This is a genomic window from Rubricella aquisinus (assembly GCF_014199445.1).
GTDB classification, from domain to species: domain Bacteria; phylum Pseudomonadota; class Alphaproteobacteria; order Rhodobacterales; family Rhodobacteraceae; genus Rubricella; species Rubricella aquisinus.
Genome location: NZ_JACIJS010000006.1, coordinates 20,036 through 40,374 on the forward strand (window position 1 = coordinate 20,036; position 20,339 = coordinate 40,374).

The 20,339-nt window shown below is 62.5% G+C and carries 20 protein-coding genes; 4 read left to right on the top strand and 16 right to left on the bottom strand.

Annotated elements, in window-relative coordinates:
• Nucleotides 1–54: 54 nt before the first annotated feature.
• Nucleotides 55–399, bottom strand: coding sequence for a DUF427 domain-containing protein (locus FHS89_RS10405; RefSeq protein WP_184011360.1), 345 nt, complete (start codon nucleotides 397–399; stop codon nucleotides 55–57).
• An 83-nt stretch (nucleotides 400–482) separates the two neighbouring features.
• Entirely contained in the window at nucleotides 483–2,279 is a 1,797-nt protein-coding gene (locus tag FHS89_RS10410; RefSeq protein ID WP_184011362.1) for an aminopeptidase P family protein, read from the bottom strand.
• 105 nt (nucleotides 2,280–2,384) lie between these two features.
• Between FHS89_RS10410 and FHS89_RS10415 the strand changes: the two genes are divergently transcribed.
• On the top strand, nucleotides 2,385–2,687 hold the full coding sequence (locus FHS89_RS10415; RefSeq protein ID WP_184011364.1) for a hypothetical protein: 303 nt from the start codon (nucleotides 2,385–2,387) through the stop codon (nucleotides 2,685–2,687).
• On the opposite strand, the gene FHS89_RS10420 is transcribed toward FHS89_RS10415, so the two are convergent.
• Nucleotides 2,688–3,698 carry a hypothetical protein gene (locus tag FHS89_RS10420; protein ID WP_184011366.1) on the bottom strand — a complete coding sequence of 337 codons (1,011 nt, stop codon included), beginning with the start codon at nucleotides 3,696–3,698 and terminating at the stop codon, nucleotides 2,688–2,690.
• A 27-nt stretch (nucleotides 3,699–3,725) separates the two neighbouring features.
• Nucleotides 3,726–5,351 (bottom strand): long-chain-fatty-acid--CoA ligase, encoded by a 1,626-nt coding sequence (locus tag FHS89_RS10425; RefSeq protein WP_184011368.1) that lies wholly within the window; start codon nucleotides 5,349–5,351, stop codon nucleotides 3,726–3,728.
• A 174-nt stretch (nucleotides 5,352–5,525) separates the two neighbouring features.
• On the opposite strand from FHS89_RS10425, the gene FHS89_RS10430 reads away from it, so the two are divergent.
• Nucleotides 5,526–5,999, top strand: a complete 474-nt coding sequence (locus FHS89_RS10430; protein ID WP_184011370.1) for a VOC family protein — start codon at nucleotides 5,526–5,528, stop codon at nucleotides 5,997–5,999.
• A 405-nt stretch (nucleotides 6,000–6,404) separates the two neighbouring features.
• Here FHS89_RS10430 and FHS89_RS10435 read toward each other — a convergent pair whose 3' ends face one another.
• The 12 genes from FHS89_RS10435 to FHS89_RS10490 form a co-directional block, all read right to left on the bottom strand.
• Nucleotides 6,405–8,606 carry a 3-hydroxyacyl-CoA dehydrogenase NAD-binding domain-containing protein gene (locus tag FHS89_RS10435; protein WP_184011372.1) on the bottom strand — a complete coding sequence of 734 codons (2,202 nt, stop codon included), beginning with the start codon at nucleotides 8,604–8,606 and terminating at the stop codon, nucleotides 6,405–6,407.
• A gap of 75 nt (nucleotides 8,607–8,681) precedes the next feature.
• Entirely contained in the window at nucleotides 8,682–9,893 is a 1,212-nt protein-coding gene (locus FHS89_RS10440) for an acetyl-CoA C-acetyltransferase (protein ID WP_184011374.1), read from the bottom strand.
• A 15-nt stretch (nucleotides 9,894–9,908) separates the two neighbouring features.
• Nucleotides 9,909–10,253, bottom strand: a complete 345-nt coding sequence (locus FHS89_RS10445; protein ID WP_184011376.1) for a hypothetical protein — start codon at nucleotides 10,251–10,253, stop codon at nucleotides 9,909–9,911.
• The gene (locus FHS89_RS10450; protein WP_184011378.1) at nucleotides 10,253–10,894 is read right to left on the bottom strand and encodes a glutathione S-transferase family protein; all 642 of its coding nucleotides are present in this window, start codon (nucleotides 10,892–10,894) and stop codon (nucleotides 10,253–10,255) included. Before FHS89_RS10450 ends, FHS89_RS10445 begins: the two co-directional genes overlap by 1 nt.
• A 20-nt stretch (nucleotides 10,895–10,914) precedes the next feature.
• A complete protein-coding gene (locus tag FHS89_RS10455; RefSeq protein WP_246413784.1) occupies nucleotides 10,915–12,069 on the bottom strand; it encodes an acyl-CoA dehydrogenase family protein in 1,155 nt (384 codons plus the stop codon).
• Nucleotides 12,070–12,148: 79 nt separating this feature from the next.
• Complete coding sequence (locus tag FHS89_RS10460) at nucleotides 12,149–13,927, bottom strand: acyl-CoA dehydrogenase C-terminal domain-containing protein (RefSeq protein ID WP_184011380.1); 1,779 nt, start codon at nucleotides 13,925–13,927, stop codon at nucleotides 12,149–12,151.
• 14 nt (nucleotides 13,928–13,941) lie between these two features.
• Nucleotides 13,942–14,376 (bottom strand): MerR family transcriptional regulator, encoded by a 435-nt coding sequence (locus tag FHS89_RS10465; RefSeq protein ID WP_184011382.1) that lies wholly within the window; start codon nucleotides 14,374–14,376, stop codon nucleotides 13,942–13,944.
• A 167-nt stretch (nucleotides 14,377–14,543) separates the two neighbouring features.
• The gene (locus tag FHS89_RS10470) at nucleotides 14,544–15,464 is read right to left on the bottom strand and encodes a helix-turn-helix transcriptional regulator (protein WP_184011384.1); all 921 of its coding nucleotides are present in this window, start codon (nucleotides 15,462–15,464) and stop codon (nucleotides 14,544–14,546) included.
• Nucleotides 15,457–16,080 (bottom strand): class I SAM-dependent methyltransferase, encoded by a 624-nt coding sequence (locus FHS89_RS10475; protein WP_221229387.1) that lies wholly within the window; start codon nucleotides 16,078–16,080, stop codon nucleotides 15,457–15,459. The genes FHS89_RS10470 and FHS89_RS10475 overlap by 8 nt, the downstream gene beginning before the upstream one ends.
• Complete coding sequence (locus FHS89_RS10480; protein ID WP_184011386.1) at nucleotides 16,077–18,140, bottom strand: xanthine dehydrogenase family protein molybdopterin-binding subunit; 2,064 nt, start codon at nucleotides 18,138–18,140, stop codon at nucleotides 16,077–16,079. Before FHS89_RS10480 ends, FHS89_RS10475 begins: the two co-directional genes overlap by 4 nt.
• Nucleotides 18,140–18,595, bottom strand: a complete 456-nt coding sequence (locus FHS89_RS10485; protein WP_184011388.1) for a (2Fe-2S)-binding protein — start codon at nucleotides 18,593–18,595, stop codon at nucleotides 18,140–18,142. The genes FHS89_RS10480 and FHS89_RS10485 overlap by 1 nt, the downstream gene beginning before the upstream one ends.
• A 179-nt stretch (nucleotides 18,596–18,774) precedes the next feature.
• Nucleotides 18,775–19,155 (bottom strand): MerR family transcriptional regulator, encoded by a 381-nt coding sequence (locus FHS89_RS10490; RefSeq protein WP_184011390.1) that lies wholly within the window; start codon nucleotides 19,153–19,155, stop codon nucleotides 18,775–18,777.
• 259 nt (nucleotides 19,156–19,414) lie between these two features.
• On the opposite strand from FHS89_RS10490, the gene FHS89_RS10495 reads away from it, so the two are divergent.
• Complete coding sequence (locus FHS89_RS10495; RefSeq protein ID WP_246413787.1) at nucleotides 19,415–19,783, top strand: PaaI family thioesterase; 369 nt, start codon at nucleotides 19,415–19,417, stop codon at nucleotides 19,781–19,783.
• Complete coding sequence (locus FHS89_RS10500) at nucleotides 19,780–20,280, top strand: PaaI family thioesterase (RefSeq protein ID WP_184011394.1); 501 nt, start codon at nucleotides 19,780–19,782, stop codon at nucleotides 20,278–20,280. The genes FHS89_RS10495 and FHS89_RS10500 overlap by 4 nt, the downstream gene beginning before the upstream one ends.
• Nucleotides 20,281–20,339 lie beyond the last annotated feature (59 nt).

The window sequence follows — 20,339 nt, forward strand, 5'->3', positions numbered from 1 at the left end:
GCGGCTCGGCGTGCTGTTTTTGGGGCGCAGTCATGCGCAAAGGGGCGCGCGCGGTCAGAGTTGCTCCACCGTTGCTTTATCCTCGTAGAAGGCGATATGGCCTGCGATCCGGGAGACCTCCTCCTTCGGGGTGACATAGCTCCAGCCCGCGTTTTCGATCCGGCCGCTTTTGCCCTCGATATGGAAATAGGTCGCATCGCCCTTGTGCGGGCAATGGCTGGTCTGGTCGCTGTCTTCGAGAAAGATCATCCCGATATCTTCGCGCGGGAAATAGATCACCGGGTCAGCGGACCCTTCGTAGAGTTTGAGCGCATTGCTGCTTTCCGCGATGACGGCACCCTGCGCGCGCACCACCCATGTGCCGCCTGCCGCACTGATCGTGATGTGTTTCTCTACCATGTGTCGTCTCCTTAACCGTCGCGCGCGAGTGTTCGCACGCGGTGTGACCGTTTCGTGACTGATCCCGGTATCGGGGCCCTATGTCACAGGGGGGCGCAGGCCTGAGCGAGCCAAGAGGCCGTGTCAGGCGAAACCACCGGGGTGAGCGCCGTGAGGACATGCGCGTGATAGGCATCCAGCCAGTCGCGCTCGTCATTGGTCAGGAGCATAGGGTTGATCAGCCTGCGGTCAATAGGGGCGAGGGTCAGCGTGTCGAACTGATGCATGTTGATATCGCCTCCTTCAACCGGTGCGGTCGGACGCACGACGATGAGGTTTTCGATGCGGATGCCAAACGCGCCCTCGCGGTAATAGCCCGGCTCGTTCGATAGGATCATGCCCGGCTCCAACGGGATATGGGAGGTGCGTGCGATGCGCTGTGGCCCCTCATGCACACCGAGATAGCTGCCGACCCCATGCCCAGTGCCATGGGCATAGTCATACCCCGCCTGCCAGAGGGCCGCGCGGGCGAGCGCGTCGATATCCCGGCCCGCAATCCCGGCGGGAAAGCGCAGGCGGGAGATGGCGATCATGCCCTTCAGCACGAGGGTGAAGGCGCGCCTTTCCTCCTCACCCGCCGGGCCAATGGCGATGGTGCGGGTGATGTCGGTAGTACCGTCCTGATATTGCCCGCCACTGTCCACCAGAAGCAACTCACCCGATTTCAGCGCGCGGTTCGTGTCGGTGTTGACCCGGTAATGCACGATGGCCCCATTTGGCCCCGCGCCGCAGATCGTCTCAAAGCTGATATCCTTGAGCGCGCCGGTTTGCTGTCGGAAAGCCTCCAGCTTTTCACACACGGCAATCTCCGTCAGGTCACCGGGCGCGGTGTGATCCAGCCAGCAAAGGAATTCGGCAAAGGCCGCGCCATCGCGCAGATGGGCGGCATGTGCGCCCGCGATCTCTGCCTCCGATTTGCGGGCCTTGGGCAAGGCGATCGGATCATGCCAATCGAGCGTGGCCCCGCCTGCAAGCGCCGCCTCGATCACCGCAACGGGCGTGCTGGCCCGATCCGCACTAAGCGTGCCGCCAAGCTCCTCGACATCCGGCAAGAAGCGGGCCGCGTCATGGCTGCGGATGCTGTTGCCCAGATGGCTGCGCACCTCCGGCGTGAGTTTCTGCTCCATTCCGTAGAGGTCCACCTGCCCATCCGCATGCAGAATGGCAAAGCCCTGCGCCACCGGCATCCGCGCTATATCGCTGCCGCGAATGTTGAGCAGCCATGCGATCGCATCGGGCAGGGTGAGGAGTGCGGCCTGTGCCCCGCGCGCACTCAATCCTTCCGCGATTTCCAGCCGTTTTTGCTCATGCGTGGCCCCGGCAAGCGCGTGTGGCTGGATCGTCATCTCTCCTTGCGGGGGGGCGGGCTGATCGGGCCATGCCGCGTCGATCAGGTTGGGCGTGGTTTGCAGGGTGATGCCAGCGGGGCGCAGCGCGTCGCTCAAGGCATCTATCTCTGCCACGCCGTGCAGCCATGGGTCATAGGCGACGATGCCGCCTTCTGGCAGCAGGGCGCGCAGCCAGCGGGCAGGGGCCTCCCCCGGAAAAGTGCCAAATTCGAAGACGCCCGCGTCACATTGCGTGCGCACCTGCAACGTATAGCGGCCATCGACAAAGACGGCGGCGCTCTCCCGCCCGGCGATTGCCAGGCCGGCAGAGCCGGTAAAACCCGTCAGCCATTTCAGCCGCTCATCCCGTGGCGCAACCGTTTCGCCCTGATGCGCATCGGCGCGGGGCACCAAAAACGCATCGACGCCCGCGCGGGCCATCTCCGCGCGCAGGGCGGCGATCCTTGGGGCGGCTGTGTCGGGGGAGGTCTGAATATCGAATGTTTGAAACATGCTGGTCTTGTCCTGTGCTGCATGCCGTCACAAATCCTTGACAGCATAGCCCTGTTTCGCGCGATACTTTCATGCGACCATCAGGTCAGCAAGGGGGCAGGGCGGATGACAAAACGGCGGATGTTCGGGCTGGCCTTTATGGCATTGGCAGCGGTGAGTTTTGCCTTTGACCTTATGTCGTCGGTGGTGAAGGGCGACACGCTGGCCTTTCGCGAATTTGGCCGGGTCTGGGCTGGATTTCACCGCGACAGCCTGCTGTTGCTCCAGCCTGCGGTGGAGCGGTATCTGGCCGAATGGCTGTGGGATCCGTTGATCCTCAGCCTATTGACCACGCCGCTGACCTTTCTGCTATTGGCGATTGGGCTGTTCTTTCTGGCGATCAGCGCCGGGCCGTGGAGCCGTAGCTGATCACGGAGCCGTGCAAGCCGCCTGAAGCGCAACCCAGTCATTGTCCCGCGCGGCGGGCTGATAGGCCGCAGCGCCAATCCGATCAAGGCTCGCGACGGTTTGCGCGCGCAGATCGCGGCCCTGACCGATCAGGAAATCGGCATAGGGCGTTGTGGGCAGACCTGCGGTTTCCATCATCGTGGCAAAGCGCGCATCGCTTTCCTCCGATTGGGGAAGGGTGTGCAGCGCTGTGCGCAGCATCTCCGCGTCCTGTGGGCCGGGCGTGCCATTGAGCACAAGCCGCAGCGCCATCCAGCCCATGTCGCGCGCCACCGTGCGGGGCAGCTTGAGGTCCGTTCGGCTGATCGCCTCGGCCAGTGCTGCGGCGGGCACGTCTGGGCTATTGGACTGGATCAAAAGGGATGAGGGGATCAACACCCGCCCATCGGGCACAACGAACACCTGCCCCCCATAGCCCTGTGCCACCATCAGCCGCGCTGGATCAAGCGACAGCCGCGTCGCGATCTGGCGCAGCGCGCGGTCGGGCGCGCGGGCGCAGATGCGCGCGCCGCCGCGTTCTTGCGCCAGGACAAGCGTTGACAGGCGCTCCCATGTCTGAGGCGGGATGCGCGCGGTCAACGCGGCAGTGAGCGCGGGAAGGCTCAGCCAAATCATCGCCGCCAGCACTGCCGCCGCACCCAATGTCCACAGACCCCGGCGGCCCCAGCGCCGCGCCGAAGTGTCAGTGCCGTTACTGCCGGCATGGACCTTGCGGATCGCCTCAACCAGCACGCCATTCTCGACGCTGAGCGTCTCCCCGAACCCATCCTCGGGAGAGAGGGTGATTTTGCCGTCCGGCTCCTCCCGCATCAGGATCGCCGCGATGGACCATTGCGTCAGCGGCGCATCGGCCATGTCGCAAATGGTCAAGCGCGCGTCCCCGAACTTCACGACCACCTCGCGCGCGGGCGCATCCCCTTGGCTCCATTGGGCAATCGCCTCAATGCGGCTGAACTGATCAAGCGCTGTCACGATGGGGTCAACGCCTCCTTCAGGGGGTTAGCCGGGCAATGTGTACCCTTGCGCATGAAGCTTTTTCCGCAGTTCCAGTTTGGAGATCTTGCCGGTTGCGGTATGCGGAATTTCGTCCATGAACACAACATCATCCGGCACCTGCCATTTCGCGAATTTCTGTGCGACTTGGGCAAGGATGCTGTCTTTCTCCGGCGATTTTCCAGGGACGGGTACGACGACGAGGATCGGGCGCTCATCCCATTTCGGATGGGGCACGCCAATGGCGGCGGCTTCCTGCACCTCTGGATGGGCGACGGCGGCGTTTTCCAGATCAATCGAGCTGATCCATTCGCCGCCCGATTTGATCACGTCCTTGGAGCGGTCCGTGATGCGGACATATCCATTGCGGTCGATGGTGGCCACGTCGCCAGTATCAAACCATCCATCGGCATCGGTCGCGGACGTGTCAGCATAGAGGTATTGCTCTACCACGGCCGGCCCTTTGGCCCATAATTTGCCCTGCGCTGTGCCGTCCCATGCAAGTTCGGCTCCGTCATCATCGGTGATGCGCAGATCAATGGTGAAGGGCGGGTGGCCAACGGTTTCCTGCACGTCAAGACGGCCTGACGCGTCCTTGGCCAGCACTTCGGGCTTGAAGCTGCATACGGTGCCAAGGGGCGACATTTCCGTCATGCCCCAGGCATGGAGCACTTGCACGCCATAAACATTCTGGAATGCTTCGATCACCGCGCGAGGGCAGGAGGAGCCGCCGATTACGACACGCTTGAGCGTGGAGAAGCGGCGCGACGTGTCGGCCTGCATATGTTGCAACAGCATCAGCCAGACGGTTGGGACCGCGGCGGTGAGCGTCACGCCGGTTTCCAACAATTCGTAAAGCGCGCCGGGCGTCATGTCCCGCCCCGGCATCACCAGCGACGCGCCCACCATCGGGGCGGTATAGCCGATGGACCAGCCATTGGCGTGAAAGAGCGGCACAACCGGCATCACCACATCCGCAGATCCAATGCCAAGGCTGTCGGGCGTGGCCGAGGACAGCGCATGGATCACGTTGGACCGGTGGGTATAGACGACGCCCTTCGGGTTTCCGGTGGTGCCGGAGGTGTAGCAGATACCGCAGGCGCTGCGCTCATCCACCTCGGTCCAGCCATCAAGCCCGTCTTCGGCCGCGATCAACTCCTCATAGCAAAGCGCGTTGAGCGTCGTGTCTGGCATATGGGCGCGGTCGGTCAGGACGATATAGGTTTCGACACCCGCGAGCTTGTCCGCGATCGCTTCGATCACGGGGACGAGATCGGCATCGACCATTACGATCCGATCCTTTGCATGGGTGATGACATAGGTCATCTGCTCGGCAAAAAGGCGCGGGTTGAGCGTGTGAAGGGCAGCACCCGCGCCGGGCACGCCATACCAGACCTCCATGTGGCGCGGGGTGTTCCAAGCCATCACGCCAACCACATCGCCGGGCTGAATGCCAAGCCGGCGCAACGCCTGAGCACATTTCAGCGCGCGGGTGCGAATTTCGGCATAGGTGCTTGAGACCATATGCCCTTCGGCAGCACGCCCGCGCACGGGGCGATCCGGGTGATAGCGGGCCGCGTGATCAATGATGGCGCTGACATTCATTTGCCAGTCTTGCATGAGATTGTGCATGAACCCCTCCCGGTCGTGTCCTTGTTTTGGATGAGCCTAGCGCGCCCCCGGGGCGGTGCAAGCCGGATCACACGGGTCGGTCGCGCAAACGGCGAAAGACTGTTGCTGAATTTCTGGGTTATCCTTTTTGGTGCCCGGAAATAGCTTAGATGCAGAAACAATATGGAGACCATCATGGCAATCGATCCGCGCGTGCAAGTGGGGCATGTCCATCTCAAAGTGGCCGATATTGACCGGGCTTTGGGCTTTTGGCGCGATGTGCTCGGGTTTGAGGAAACCGCCCGATATGGGGAGGATGCGGTGTTCCTGTCGGCAGGTGGCTACCACCACCATATCGCGCTCAACACATGGATGAGCAAAGGGGGCACTCCGCCTGCGCGGGGGCATACTGGTCTGTTTCATGTGGCGCTGCTCTATCCGGATCGAGCATCCCTTGGCGCGGCGGTACGGCGCGTGCTGGAGGCTGGCATCAAGCTTGAAGGTGCGTCGGATCACGGGGTCAGTGAGGCGGTGTATCTCTCGGACCCCGATGGAAATGGTGTAGAGTTGTACCGGGACCGGGCAAAGGAAGACTGGCCGTGCCATGAGGACGGTTCGCTTGCCATGATGACCGAGCGGTTGGATCTGGACGGACTTTTGACGGCGTAGGCGCTCCCGCACGTCGCTGACGCTCCCTTTGGGCCGGGCGCCGCGCCTATCGGCGCGGCGATGCCTCCGGCGGGGTATATTTGAAGAAAGTGAATTGGACTTGGTGTGGCAAGAGCAGCCTCCGCGATTCGACCGTGGGTCAAGGTCCGAGGAACGAGCGGCCTTGACGCACGGGCGAATCGTTACACCCACAATTGAGCGGGTGATTTGAGGAACAGACCTGTTCCTCAAACACCTCAGTGCAATCTTAATCCGGCGCGCAGCGCCGGCTCGGCCCAAGGGCTGGAAGGAGCATCGCGACTGAACAGCGTGCGGGAGCGCTGCCTTGCTGGGTTTGTCTATTGCCCTGATTCCGCACGGTGCCATCTCATCTGGAATAAGGTGGCACCGTGCGGGTGGGCTTTCTTATGCGGCTTTTTCTTGGTCGCTGAAGCGTCCATAGAAGGTTTCGCCTTTCTCTGCCATCTCACGCATCAGTGCGGGGCAGGCGAAGCGGTCGCCATAGGTTTCCGTCAACCGGTCACAAAGTGCGACCGCCGCCGGGATACCCATCATGTCGAGCGACGAGAACGGACCACCGGACCATGGTGCAAAGCCCCAACCCAGAATGGCGCCGACATCGCCTTCGCGGATATCCATCAGCACGCCTTCTTCCAGCGCGCGGACGGCCTCAAGCGATTGGATCAGCATCAGGCGGGATTTGACGTCCTCAAGCGATATGTTGGTTTCGTCATTCGCCCAACGGTCAAGCCCAGACCAGAAATCCTGCCGTTTGCCCTTCTCGTCATACTCGTAGAAGCCCGCGTTGGATTTGCGACCCAAGCGGCCCTCTTCAAACAAGGTAAAGAGCACCTCATCGGCGGCTGCGTTGTCGTAGTCATCGCCCATCGCCGCCTTCGTCGCCTTGGCGATTTTCACGCCCAGATCGATCGACGTCTCATCATTCAACTGCAACGGCCCAAGTGGCATACCAAAGAGCTTCGCTGCACCTTCGATAAGCGCAGGCTCCACGCCCTCATGCAGCATCCGCAGCCCTTCGTTGATATAAGGAATGATGCAGCGGTTGGCGTAGAAAAAGCGCGCATCGTTGACCACAATCGGGGTTTTGCGGATCTGGCGCACGAAATCGAGCGCTTTGGCCACCGCGCGGTCGCCGGTTTCGCGGCCCTTGATGATCTCCACCAGCAGCATCTTGTCCACGGGGGAGAAGAAGTGGATGCCGATGAACTGATCCGCACGAACGGACGCTTTCGCCAATTCCGTGATCGGCAGGGTGGAGGTGTTGGTGGCAAAGATACACTCCGCGCCGACAATCGCCTCAACCTTCTTGGTCATCTCCGCCTTCACGCCCACATCCTCGAACACCGCTTCAACGATCAGGTCGCAGCCCTTGAGCGCATCAAGATCGGTGGTCGCGGTGATCTGGCCAAGCACGGCGTCTTTCTTCTCTTGCGTGACCTTCTTGCGGCTCATGCCTTTGTCCAAGAGCGCCTCGGAATAGCCTTTGCCCTTGTCGGCGGCGGCCTGTTCGCGGTCGATCAGCACAACCTCGATCCCCGCCATGGCGGAAACATAGGCGATGCCCGCGCCCATCATGCCGGCCCCCAGAATGCCGACCTTCTTGACGGACTGATCCGGCACGCCGGCGGGCCGCACGGCACCCTTTTCCAGCGCTTCCTTGTTGAGGAACAGGGAGCGGATCATCGCGGTGGAGGACGGGTTCATCAGCACATTGGTGAACCAGCGCGCCTCGATCCGCAGGGCAGTGTCGAAGGGCACCATGGTCATTTCATAGGCCGCGGACAGCATCGCCTTGGCCGCAGGGTACACGCCCTTCGTCTTGCCATGGACCATCGCGTTTGCCCCGACGAAGGTTTGGAAACCCGCCGGATGATAGGCCGCACCGCCGGGCATTTTGTAGCCCTTCGTGTCCCACGGCTTCACGATGTCCGCGTCGGTCGCGTTCAGCACCCATTGCTTCGCGCGGGCCATCAGGTCATCCGCCGGGACGACCTCATCAATCGTGCCTGCCGATTTTGCCTTGGCGGGTGCGAGCATCTTGCCCTCCAACAACAGCGGAGAGGCCGCCATGACGCCCATCATGTGCACAAGCCGCGTGGTGCCGCCCGCGCCGGGGAAGATGCCAACGAGGATTTCGGGCAGGCCCAGCTTGGCCTTTGGGTTGTCCGCCACGATGCGGCGGTGACAGGCCAGAGCAATCTCAAGCCCGATGCCAGCAGCCGTGCCGGGGGAGGCCCACGCGACAGGCTTGCCGCCCTTGTTGGTCTTGGCGTCCATTGAGTTGCGCTCGATCTTGCGCAGCAGGCCGTGGAGCGCCATCACGCCGTCGAAAATGCCCTGCGCGGGGTTTGCCGGATTGGCTTCGGCCATGCGGCTGATCGCGTTGAGGTCCATCCCACCCGCGAAGTCTTTCTTCGCGGAGGTGATCACGATGCCCTTCACGGCGTCATCTGCGATGGCTTTGTCCATCGCGGCGTCAAGCTCGCGAATGCCGTCCTCATTGAGCACGTTCATGGATTTGCCGGGCAGATCCCAAGTGATGGTGGCGACGCCATCTGCGTCAACGTCATAGTGGAAAATGGTCATGTCTTGTCTCCATGTGCGGATCGCGTCAGCGCCGATTTGAGGCTCGGCGCCTGCCGCGTATCTCGCGAAATGTCCTTAAACCCGTTCGATGATCGTGGCCGCACCCATGCCGGAGGCGACGCAAAGCGTGGCAAGGGCGGTGCCTTTCCCGGTGCGCTCCAACTCGTCAAGGGCCGTGCCGATGATCATGGCGCCGGTCGCTCCCAACGGATGGCCCATCGCGATGGAGCCGCCATTGGGGTTGACCTTCGCGTGATCCGCGCCGAACGCGTCCATGAACAGCAGAACGACAGAGGCGAACGCCTCGTTCACTTCGATCAAGTCGATATCGTCGATGGTCATGCCGGTCTGGGCGAAGATACGCTCCGTCACGGGCACGGGGCCGGTGAGCATGATCGTGGGATCAGTGCCGATCTTGGCCGTGGCCTTGATCCGCGCGCGGGGCTTCAGCCCGTATTTTTCGCCAAACTCCTTGGACCCGATCAAGAGGCCGGAGGAGCCGTCCACGATGCCGGAGGAATTCCCGGCGTGGTGCACATGGTTCACCTTGCCAAGCTCAGGGTATTTCAGCAGCGCCACATTGTCGAAACCGGGCATCACCTCGCCCATATCCTTGAACGCGGGCTTGAGGCCGCCAAGGGACTGCATATCGGTGCCGGGGCGCATGTATTCATCGCGGTCGAGCATCGTAAGGCCGTTCTGATCGCGCACGGTCATCACGGATTTGGCAAAGCGGTTATCGGCCCAGGCTTCCGCCGCGCGGCGCTGGCTTTCCACGGCGAATGTATCGCAATCATCGCGGCTAAAGCCGTATTTCGTGGCGATAATGTCTGCAGAAATACCCTGCGGCACGAAGTAGGATTTCATCGCAACGGAAGGGTCTACCGCGACGGCAGCACCGTCGCTGCCCATCGCAACGCGGCTCATCATCTCCACACCGCCCGCGATATACGCCTCGCCGGCGCCGCCCTTGACCTGGTTCGCGGCAAGGTTCACCGCTTCCATGCCGGACGCGCAGAACCGGTTGATCGACAGGCCCGGAATACGCTCATCCAGATCGGATTGCAGAACAGCGGTGCGCGCAAGGCAGCCGCCCTGTTCCTTGACCTGCGTGGCGTTGCCCCAGATCACATCCTCGACCGCGTGACCATCAAGGCCGTTGCGCTCTTTCAACTCATTGAGCACGACAGCGGACAGGCGCGATGCCGTGACCTCGTGCAAGGTGCCGTCCTTGCGGCCCTTTCCGCGCGGGGTGCGCACGGCGTCATAGATATAGGCTTCGGACATATCAGATCCCCTTCGTTATGAGAGTATTTGCAGGCCGAGGAAGGCCGCGATCAGCATCGCGACCACGCTCAGCGTGAGTTGGTGTTTGTAAAGTGGTTGCAGCGCGCCCCGTTTCCCGGCGAGCCGCATTCCGGCCCAAAGGGCCACAACGGTAAAGGCGGGCACGATCACGCCCACATAAAACGCCGCGACCAGCACAAGACAGGCAAGCGCCAGGTTCGCCACGAAATAGGCCCATGCCGCACGCAAGGCAGGCGGCGCATCGACGCTCGTGGTGTCGGGATAGGTTTTGCGCGCAGCTTCGGTGGCGAATGCCACGCTCGCCAGCCCGATCCCTATAGCCCAGAGCATCCAGAACATCAGCCGCGCGCCTCCAGCGGATGACCGGGCATCAGATCGTAAGGGTGCTGCCAGCCCGGCAGCCCCTTGATCCGCTCCAGCCACGCGGCAATCGCGGGGAAGGTGGCGGCGTCATAGCCGAACGGCTCGGGGTAGTAGAGGTATCCGCAGGCGGAGATATCCGCGATGGTCGGGCGGTCAGCGGCCAGCCAATCCTGCTTGGCCAAATGCCGCTCCAGCACCTTGAGCGCGGTGACCACGCGCCCTTGGGCAAACGCGATCACATCCGCGTTGCGGTGCTTTTCCGGCAGGAAGTTGATCAGAAAGCGGGTCATGCCCTGTTGGGTCGAGCCTTTGTGATTGTCCCACAAGAGCCAGCGCATGACCTCCCGCCGCTCTGCGTCGGTCTTGGCCTCAAACTGCCCGGTCTGCTCTGCGATATAGTCGAGCATCACGCCCGATTGCGTCAGCCGCACATCGCCGTGGTCCAGAACCGGAACCTCACCCATTTCGTTGATCGCCAGAAACGCCGGATCGCGCGCCGCCCCGCCAAAGAAATCGACGAATTCGGCCTCCCAATTACAACCTGTGAGCGCCAGCATCAGCGCAGGCTTATAGGCATTCCCGGATTGGGCGAAGCAATGCAATGTGTAATCAGCCATTTGTCTTCTCTCCCAATGGGTTACAGGTTACGCGCGATCAATTCCTTCATGATCTCGTTGGTGCCGCCATAGATGCGCTGCACGCGGGCATCGGCCCACATCTCCGCGATGTCGTATTCCATCATATAGCCATAGCCACCGAACACTTGCAGGCAATCATCCAGCACCTTGTTCTGCAAATCGCTGAGCCAGTATTTGTTCATCGACGCGGCCTCATTGGTCAGCTCACCCTTGATATGGGCCGCGATGCAAGCGTCGTTGAAGGTGCGGGCGACGACCGTGTTTGTTTTGGCTTCCGCCAGCAGGTGGCGCATGGTCTGGAATTTGTCGAACAACGGCCCGCCGAACGCCTCACGCTCTTTCGCGTAGTCGATGGCGCGCTGCACGGCCCCTTCCATTGCGCCAATGGCCCCCGCGCCGATGGTCAGGCGCTCTTGTGGCAATTGTTGCATCATCTGGTAAAAGCCTTGCCCCTCAACCCCGCCAAGGAGGTTTTCGGGCGGCACCTGCACGTCATCATAAAACAGTTCGGACGTGCCGTTATGCTTATGGCCCAGCTTGTCGAGGTTCTTGCCCCGGCGGAACCCTTCGCGGTCCGCCTCGACCATCATCAGGCTCACACCCTTGGCCCCGGCGGTCGGATCGGTCTTGACCGCGGTTAGAATGAGGTCGGCGTGCTGGCCGTTGGTGATGAAGATTTTGGAGCCGTTGACTTTATAGGCATTCCCGTCCTTTACCGCGCGCGTCTTGATCCCCTGAAGGTCAGAGCCTGCGCCCGGTTCGGTCATAGCAAGGGCGGCCACGGCCTCCCCGGTCACCATCTTCGGCAACCAGCGCTGTTTCTGCTCTTCGGTGCCATAGGCGAGGATATAATGGCCCACGATAGGCGTGTGGATCGGGAACCCCCAGCTTGCCAGATTGGCGCGGCAATATTCCGCGATGATCACCGCGTCATGGCCAAAATCGCCGCCAGAGCCGCCATATTCCTCCGGGATCGACGATCCAAGAAAGCCCATTTCGCCCGCTTCATTCCACGCTTCACGGTCCATCAGGCCCTGTTTGCGCCATTTCTCGGCCTTGGGCTTCCACTGCTCGTTGAAAAACTGCGCGGCCATTTCCTGGAGCATCTTGTGCTCATCGGTCATCCACGGGGACTGCAATCCGGCGAAATTCATGGTCTCTCCCTTAAATGCGTGTTGCCTCTTTGCGGGCGAATTGAGGATGGGGCGCACCGTGTGGGCGCGCCCCATTTGATCAGAATGCCTCGGCGGGCAGGCCCATCACCGGGTCTGCGCCGGTCTTGATCCGGGCAAGGCGCAGGCCGGTTTCTGGCAGCAGGCGCTGCATGTAGTATTTGCCGGTGTGCAGCTTGGTCTCATAGAACGCTTTGTCGTCGGCGTTCCCGTCGAGCGCCTCAAGCGCGACCTTCCCCATCCGCGCCCACATGAAGCCAAGGCAGACATGGCCAAAGAGGTGCAGGAAGTCGGTGGAGCCTGCCAGTGCTGCGTTCGGGTTCTTCATCCCCGCCTGCATGAAGAACATCGACGATTCCTGAAGGTCTTTCGACGCGGCCTTGAGCGGATCAAGGAAATCGGCTTTCAGCGCTTCATTGCCTTCGTTTTCCTTGATGAATGTCTTGATCATCTCGAAAAAGCCCATGACGTGCTTGCCGCCATCGGTGGCGAGCTTACGACCCACCAGATCGAGCGCCTGAACCCCATTGGCCCCCTCATAGATCATCGCGATCCGGGCATCGCGGGCGAATTGGGACATGCCCCATTCCTCGATATACCCATGCCCGCCATAGACCTGCTGCGCGGACACGCAATAATCAAAGCCCTTGTCGGTCAGGAAACCCTTGATCACAGGGATCATCAGCGCGATGAGGCCAGCGGCGTCCTTGTCACCCTTGCGGTGTTCCTGATCAATCAGGGACGCACCCCACAGCGCGAAGGCGCGCGCGCCCTCGATAAACGCTTTCTGGTCCATCAGCGTGCGGCGGATGTCGGGATGCACGATCAGCGGGTCTGCCGCCTGATCGGGGGCTTCCGCGCCGGTCACAGCGCGGCCCTGAATGCGGTCCTTCGCGTATTCAACCGCGTTTTGGTAGGACACGACCGCCTGCGTCAGACCCTGAAGGCCAACGCCAAGGCGGGCTTCGTTCATCATGGTGAACATCGCGCGCATGCCCTTGTTTTCCTGCCCCAGGAGGTAGCCGGTCGCGCCATCGTAATTCATCACACAGGTCGAGTTCCCGTGGATGCCCATCTTCTCCTCGATCTTGCCACAGGCAAGGGAGTTGCGCGCACCCAAGGAGCCGTCTTCGTTGACGAGGAATTTCGGCACGATGAACAGAGAAATGCCCTTCACACCTTCCGGCCCGCCGGGGATTTTCGCCAGCACGAGGTGGATGATGTTGTCGGTCATGTCATGCTCACCAGCGGAGATGAAAATCTTCTGCCCGGTGATCTTGTAGGTGCCATCCTCCTGCGGCTCGGCCTTGGTGCGCATCAGGCCCAGATCGGTGCCGCAATGCGGCTCCGTCAGGTTCATGGTGCCGCCCCATTCGAAATTGACCATCTTGGGCAGATAGGTCGCTTTCTGCTGGACGGTGCCATGGGCATGGATCGCGGAATAGGCACCATGCGTGAGGCCGGGATACATCATCATCGCCATGTTTGCGGCGGACATCATCTCCCCCACGGCGGTGGCCATCACATAGGGCATGCCCTGACCACCATATTCGGGGTCACAGTCCAGCCCGGTCCAGCCGCCTTCGCGCAGGGTGTCGATCGCCTCTTTGAAGCCCGTCGGGGTCCGCACGACGCCGTTCTCCAGCTTGCAGCCTTCGGTATCGCCCACAACGTTCAGCGGCGCGAGCACATCGCGGCTGATCTTGCCCGCTTCTTCGAGGATCGCGGAGGTGAAATCACGGTCCAATTCGTCATAGCCGGGCACGTCGGATTGATCGACTTTCAGCACGTCATGCAGGACGAAGGAAAGGTCTTTGGTCGGGGGGGTATAGCTTGGCATGGTCCTGTCTCCCGTCAGGCTGTGGTGTTGGTATGTTTGTTTTTCGCGCATGGCAGAACCGCCGGATCAACGCCCCGCTCGGCGAGCACGTCGCGCACGAGGTCAAGCTGATCTTCAAGGTCGGCAATGGCGGTGGTCAGTTCGTCGCGCTGGGCGCGCATCTCCTGCCGCCGTTCCAGCGCGATTTCATAGGTCTTGCGCAATTGGGTGACCTGCTGGTCGCCAATATCGTAAAGGTCGAGAAGTTGCCGGATTTCCTCAAGGCTAAAGCCAAAACGCTTGCCCCGCAGGATCAGCGTAAGCCGTGCGCGGTCCCGGCGCGTGAATAGGCGGCGCGATCCGTCGCGGATCGGCATCAAGAGTTCCTTGGCCTCATAAAAGCGGAGCGTGCGCGGTGTGACCTGATAGGTCTCGCACATCTCTCCGATCGTCATGATTTCGCCAGTCATCGCACGTCCTCTCCTTCACTTGACGTTAAGGTGAGGTAGCCAGCGATTCCGATCAAGGGTGAAAGTTGACGTGCACGTCAAGTGGACGCGACGTCATATCCCGCGACCGCGTTCCGGATGGTTCACGGGGCGGTTTTTGGCTGTGTGGCGGCGGGGGCGCGTTGCAATCAGGCGCGGAAATCGGCGCGATAGGCGCGCGGTGTCGTGCCCACGGCGCGGTGAAAGGCGCGCGCGAAATGGGCTTGATCGGAATACCCGGCCAAAAACCCGATCTCCGCCAAACCCGGCCCATCCGGATCACATAGATGACCCGCGGCCACCTGCAACCGCGCCTCAGCGATGAGGGAGGAAACGGAAAGGGACTGCGTCGCCAAACGACGCTGGAGCGTGCGTGGTGACAAGCCCGCATCCGCCGCAATCTCTGCGACCGACCAGCGGCGCAACGGGTCAGCCACGATCCGCTCCCGCAGATCGGAGAGGGCGGCGTCGTGGCGGCCCGCCTGACGGGTGGGACCGTCAGCGCGCGCCTTCTCCACCCGCAACAGGACCGGTCCGGGCGCGGGCGCCACATCCCCAACCTGCCACGCGCCATCCCGCCGCAAAACCGCACCCCCGTCCGAGTGCAGCGCGACATGCCCGGAAGTGGCCCCCTCCGCCAAGATGGCAATCAGGGACACCACAAGAAGGCTCTCAATCGCGGACGGGGCAGGGCCAGTGTCGCGCGCCTGATGGGTCAAGCGAAGTGCGCCACTGGCTTGCGGGTCTGTCAAGACCCGGTGTCGGCCATGGCTGAACCGCTCCATCCGCTGCCAGCGCTGCATCAGATCCTCCAGACCCTTGGCGCGCCGCAGCGCCTCGACCACGGGTTCGGGCGGCATATGGGGTGCCGCATCGGCAAGGGCGCAGATCGCACGCGCCCCATGGCTGGCATAGATATGCCCTAACAAATCCTGTTTTTCCCGTCGCGGCACATGCGCGGTTGAGAGCGGGCGCAGGGTCACCGACAGCCCCTGCCGTGCCAGACCCGCCGCGATCAGGCGCATCATCGTGGCAGCGGCGAAATCCGCATTCGGCGCGCTGTCAGGCATCTGGCTCCTCCGTTCTGCGCAAGAGATAAACCGAAGCGGGTGGCATGTTCAAAGGGGTGAAGGCTATCCGCTTTGCCGTCAGCCCTAACCGGTCGAGAATGCGCGGCGAAATCGGGCATCTTGGGCCATAGGTGAACAGGCGACATGCCCCGCCGGGGCGCAGGGCCATGAAACTGCCCGACACGATGCGAAAAACCTTGCCCGGCGGCATCGACAGCAGGGGCAAGCCGCAGATCACCGTGCCAGCGCCACCCACGCCAAAGGGCATGATGTGGCGCAGGCGGGCAGCATCGCCTTGAATGATCATGACCTCTGGCAAGGTTGCGCGCAACGCGGTGGTAAAGCCGTTGCTGGCCTCAATCGCGGCGATCTGCGGGGCAGGGATGCCGCGCCTCAGCAACGCTTTGGTAAACACCCCCGTTCCGGGGCCAAGTTCGATCACGGGGCCGGAGTGTTGGGTGAGTCCGCGCGTCATCGCCGCCGCCAGATGCGGGCCAGAGGGCGCTATTGCGCCAACGCCCAAGGGCGCACGCAGCCATTCGCGCCCAAAAAGCGCCACTGGGGGCGCAGCGGCGGGCGGTTTGCTTTTGGCTTGGGTCAGATCGTGGATGGTCATAGTGCAAACTCCGTCGGCTGGAGGGGGAAACGGGTGGCTCGGCGCCCGGTTGCGGCGCGCAAGGCGTTGGCAATCGCCCCGGGTCCGGCAACGATGGCGGTCTCCCCCGCGCCGGAAAGCGGCCCTGTGCCCTCGATCAGGTCCACGGTGATTTCGGGGAGGTCGGTCATGCGCGGGATCGGTGCGTCGGCGAAGGTTTCGGCCACGACGCGCCCCTGTTGGGTGGGCAGATCGTCGGTAAGGATCATGCCAACGCTCCATGCAAGATTGCCCTCGCATTGGGCGCGCACTTGATCGGGATTGATCACGAAACCGCAATCATGGGCGCACCAGAGCCGCGTCACCCTCACGCTGCCGCACGCATCGACGGCCACATCCGCGACGACGGCGGCGTAGCTCGTGTCCTTGTAGATGCCGCAGGCCACGCCACGCCCGGTCCGTGCGCCCGCCACCTGCGGCGGACCGGAGGACCAATCGGACAGCGCGGCCACACGCACCAGCACATCGGACAGGCGGGGATCGGTCACATGATCCAGCCGAAAGCTCAAGGGATCGACCCCGGCGACCCGTGCCGCCTCATCGATGGCGCTCTCAATCGCCAGCCCATTTGGCCCGGCCCCCAAGCCACGCCATGGCCCAGCATGAACGGACAGGCGGATCGCGTCATAGGCCGCACGGGCCCGGCCCAGCTTGTAGGGTGCTGCCATGCCTCGCGCCACGCCGGGATCGCCAATCACCATATCGGTGCCGGTTTGCAACCATGCGGGCACCCCCGCGCCAGTAAATAGGATATGGGAGGAGACCTGCGCATGATCCCAATCCGTGATCCGCCCCTCCGCCAGCCGCGCGCGGATGCGGTGGGACGAGGGCGGGCGATGAAAGCCAAGCGCGTATTCCTGCGCCCGCGTCCACTGGATTTTCACGGGCGCTGAGGTCGCACGGGACAGGGCCGCGGCCTCTGCCTCGACCGTACACAGGGTCTTACCCCCGAACGCGCCGCCAACCCGGCAGGATGTCACGACAACGCGGTCCTGCGTGACGGAGAACGCATCCGCCAACACATCCCGCACATAAAACGCATCCTGCGTGCCGGACCAGACGGATAAGCCATCCTCCTGCCACTCCGCGACAGCGGCGCGCGGCTCAATCGGGCCATGAGCCGCGAGCGGAATGTCGAGGCGCATATCCACGTCCCATAGGCCATCCTGCGGCGCACCGTCCAGCACCAGATGAGGCAAGCCGCCCGGCGCATGGGCATCAACGTCAATGAGCATCGCCATGTCAGGCAAGGGTGCCGCGTCGTCCATGTCCCATTCGACCGCCAAAGCGCGGGCCACGGGGTCAAGCGCACCGGGCCTGCTGGTGACGATACCAAGCCCGCGCGCCTTGCCAATCGGGGGGCCGCAATCCTCGACAATGGCGACAAAGCCCGGCACGGCCCGCGCGGCGCGGCTGTTCCAGCGTCGGGGGCGGGAGGTAAGCTCGGTCGAGGCAGGTGCGCGCAGCACCCGACCGTAGAGCATCCCGGGCCGGGTCACATCGGCGGCATAGAGCGGCGCGCCAGTGACGATCGCCCGCCCATGCGCAATCTCCGGGCTGGCGCCGACGATTGGCCCGGCGCGAAAGGCACGCAGATCCGCGAAGGGGCGCGTGACGACCGTGACCTCTCCCTCACTTTGGCCGGAGGCGAGCGCATCGCGCAGCGCCGCACAGGCCTGCGCGAGTGGTTCGGCAAAATGCATGATGGATTCGCTGCCCACCGTGGCCCGCACCCGCCCCATGTTCGTGTCATGCATCTCGACCGTCACCCTGCGCCAATCGGTGCCAAGTTCGGCGCAGGCGATCTGCTTTAACGCGGTGGTGATATTTTGCCCCATCTCGATCCGGGGCAGGGTGAGCACATACGCCCCGTCCCGATGACTGATCCAGCCAAGGGCGGAGGCTGCGTCGGGCGCTGGGCGTTTGGGAAAGATCGGTGCTTGGCTCCAGACCGCCGCACCTGCCCCGATCAGGGCGACCAAACCGCCACCTGCGGCTTTGAGGAACGTGCGTCTGCGCATCACGCCCCCTCCGCTACATGGAGGATCGCCGCGCGAATGCGTGGATAAGTCCCGCACCGGCACAGATTACCGTCCATCGCCGCATCAATATCCTGATCCGTGGGGGCGGGCGTGTCGTTAAGGAGCGCCACGGCGGTCATGATCTGACCTGCCTGACAATACCCGCATTGGGGCACTGCGTGATCGAGCCATGCCTGCTGGACCGGATGGAGGGTTTCGCCCTTCGCCAGCCCTTCGATGGTTTGCACTTGGCGACCTTCCACATCGTCGAGCGTGGTGATGCAGGCGCGCGTCGGCACATTATCCACAAGCACCGTGCACGCGCCGCAAATGCCGACGCCGCACCCGAATTTCGCGCCAACGAGCCCGAAATGCTCCCGCAGGATGAACAGCAGCGGTTCATCCGCCCATTCGGCAGGAGGCTCCTGCCGGTAACCGTTGAGAATGAATGACATGAAAATCTCCCGTATGTGGTGACCCACGGGGAGGTATTTCGCGTCCAAGGCCCGTTCTTGAACAATCGCGCCAAAATGTGCGGGCGTGGTTTTAACTCAGGGCGTCCGACCGACTAGCAATACGGTCGATGAAGGGAGGGCTGATGGTTGCAGGATCACTGAGATCGAAAGGGCGCTGATCACCCCTCCTTGGCGAGCGCCTCTTCAGCCACGCTGCGCAATTCCACCAATTCCTGAATGGCTTCTTCCAGTTCGGCCTGACGTGAGCGCAACTCGTCGATCTGCTTGGTCGAGAGCGCGATCCATTCGCGATACTGCGTCTTGCCGCCATCGCCGACTTCGTAGAGTTCGAGCCATTGCCGGATTTCTTCGAGACTGAACCCGAATTTCCGACCGCGCAGGATCAATTTCAGCCGGGCGCGCTCTTTCGGGCCGTAAAGGCGCTTGCGGCCTTGCCGTTCGGGGGCGAGCAACTCGATATACTCGTAATAGCGCAACGTGCGTGGCGTGACCTCGAAGGCTTCGCACATTTCCTGCAAGGTCATTTTCCGATCTTTCATGGCCCCTCTGCTTTGCTCTTGTTGCCGCTCGACACGTCACTATGTGGCGTTTCGTTACGCTACGTCAAATATGGTGGCGAGGCTGCGTGAATTGCAAGCGCTGCGTGTGTTTGTTGACGTGCACGTCAGTTTGAGCCTATGCCTTACAAAAGTATCCTCCGACGTGGAAGGCCCCAAGGTGAACAGCACATCCGACACGCATCGTCATGAAATTGCGCGGAAATTCACCGCCGTCATTCCCCATTCGCTTGCTCTGGGAATGAGTATCGAGGATTTGGGAGATGGTGAAGCGGTGATGAAAATTCCGTATGATGAACGCTTTATCGGTGATCCCGAGACCGGCGTTCTGCATGGTGGCGTGATCACGGCCCTCCTTGACAGTTGTTGCGGCACGGCTGTGATCAGCCATCCGGCGACGAAAGGGCCGACCGCGACGCTTGATCTGCGGATCGACTATATGCGGGCCGCGCGCCCCGGAGAGGCCGTTCTGGCCTTTGCGCAGTGTTATCGGCAGACGCGCTCTGTCGCGTTTGTTCGCGCGGTGGCCTATGAGACCGATCGCGACGATCCGATTGCGACCGCGACCGGAGCCTTCACCGTGGCTCCCGCGTCGGAGCCAAAGTCATGAGCCGCAAACGCCCCGAACCCGTGCAGGTCGTCAAACAGCGGCGCGACGCGGCGATGCAGACGCTGGCGCAAGCGGTGCCCTATATCCGCTATCTGGGCGTGCAATTTGAGCGGCGTGGCAATGAATTGACGGCGGTGTTGCCCTATCGCGAGGATCTGATCGGCAATCCGATGCTTCCGGCGCTGCATGGTGGGGCGACGGGGGCTTTTCTGGAGATTACGGGCCATATGCAGGTGATGTGGGCGCAGGTCTGGCCGCTGATGGAAGGTGGCGGGGCGGCAGCGGAGGCGATTGATGCGGGCCAGTTCCCGCCATGGCCCAAAGTGATCGACATAACCGTGGATTATCTGCGCACGGGCCTGCCACGGGACGCCTATGCGCGCGCGCGCATCGTGCGGCAGGGGCGGCGCTATGCTTCTGTCCAGGTCAGCGCCTGGCAGGACGAGATCGACCGTCCGTTTGCTGCGGCGACGGCGCATTTTCTGATGCGGCAATAGGCGCTCTGCTTCGAACCCGTTGGTTGGGCCGGAGAGATGCGCGCTCGCCGCGCGGGCGA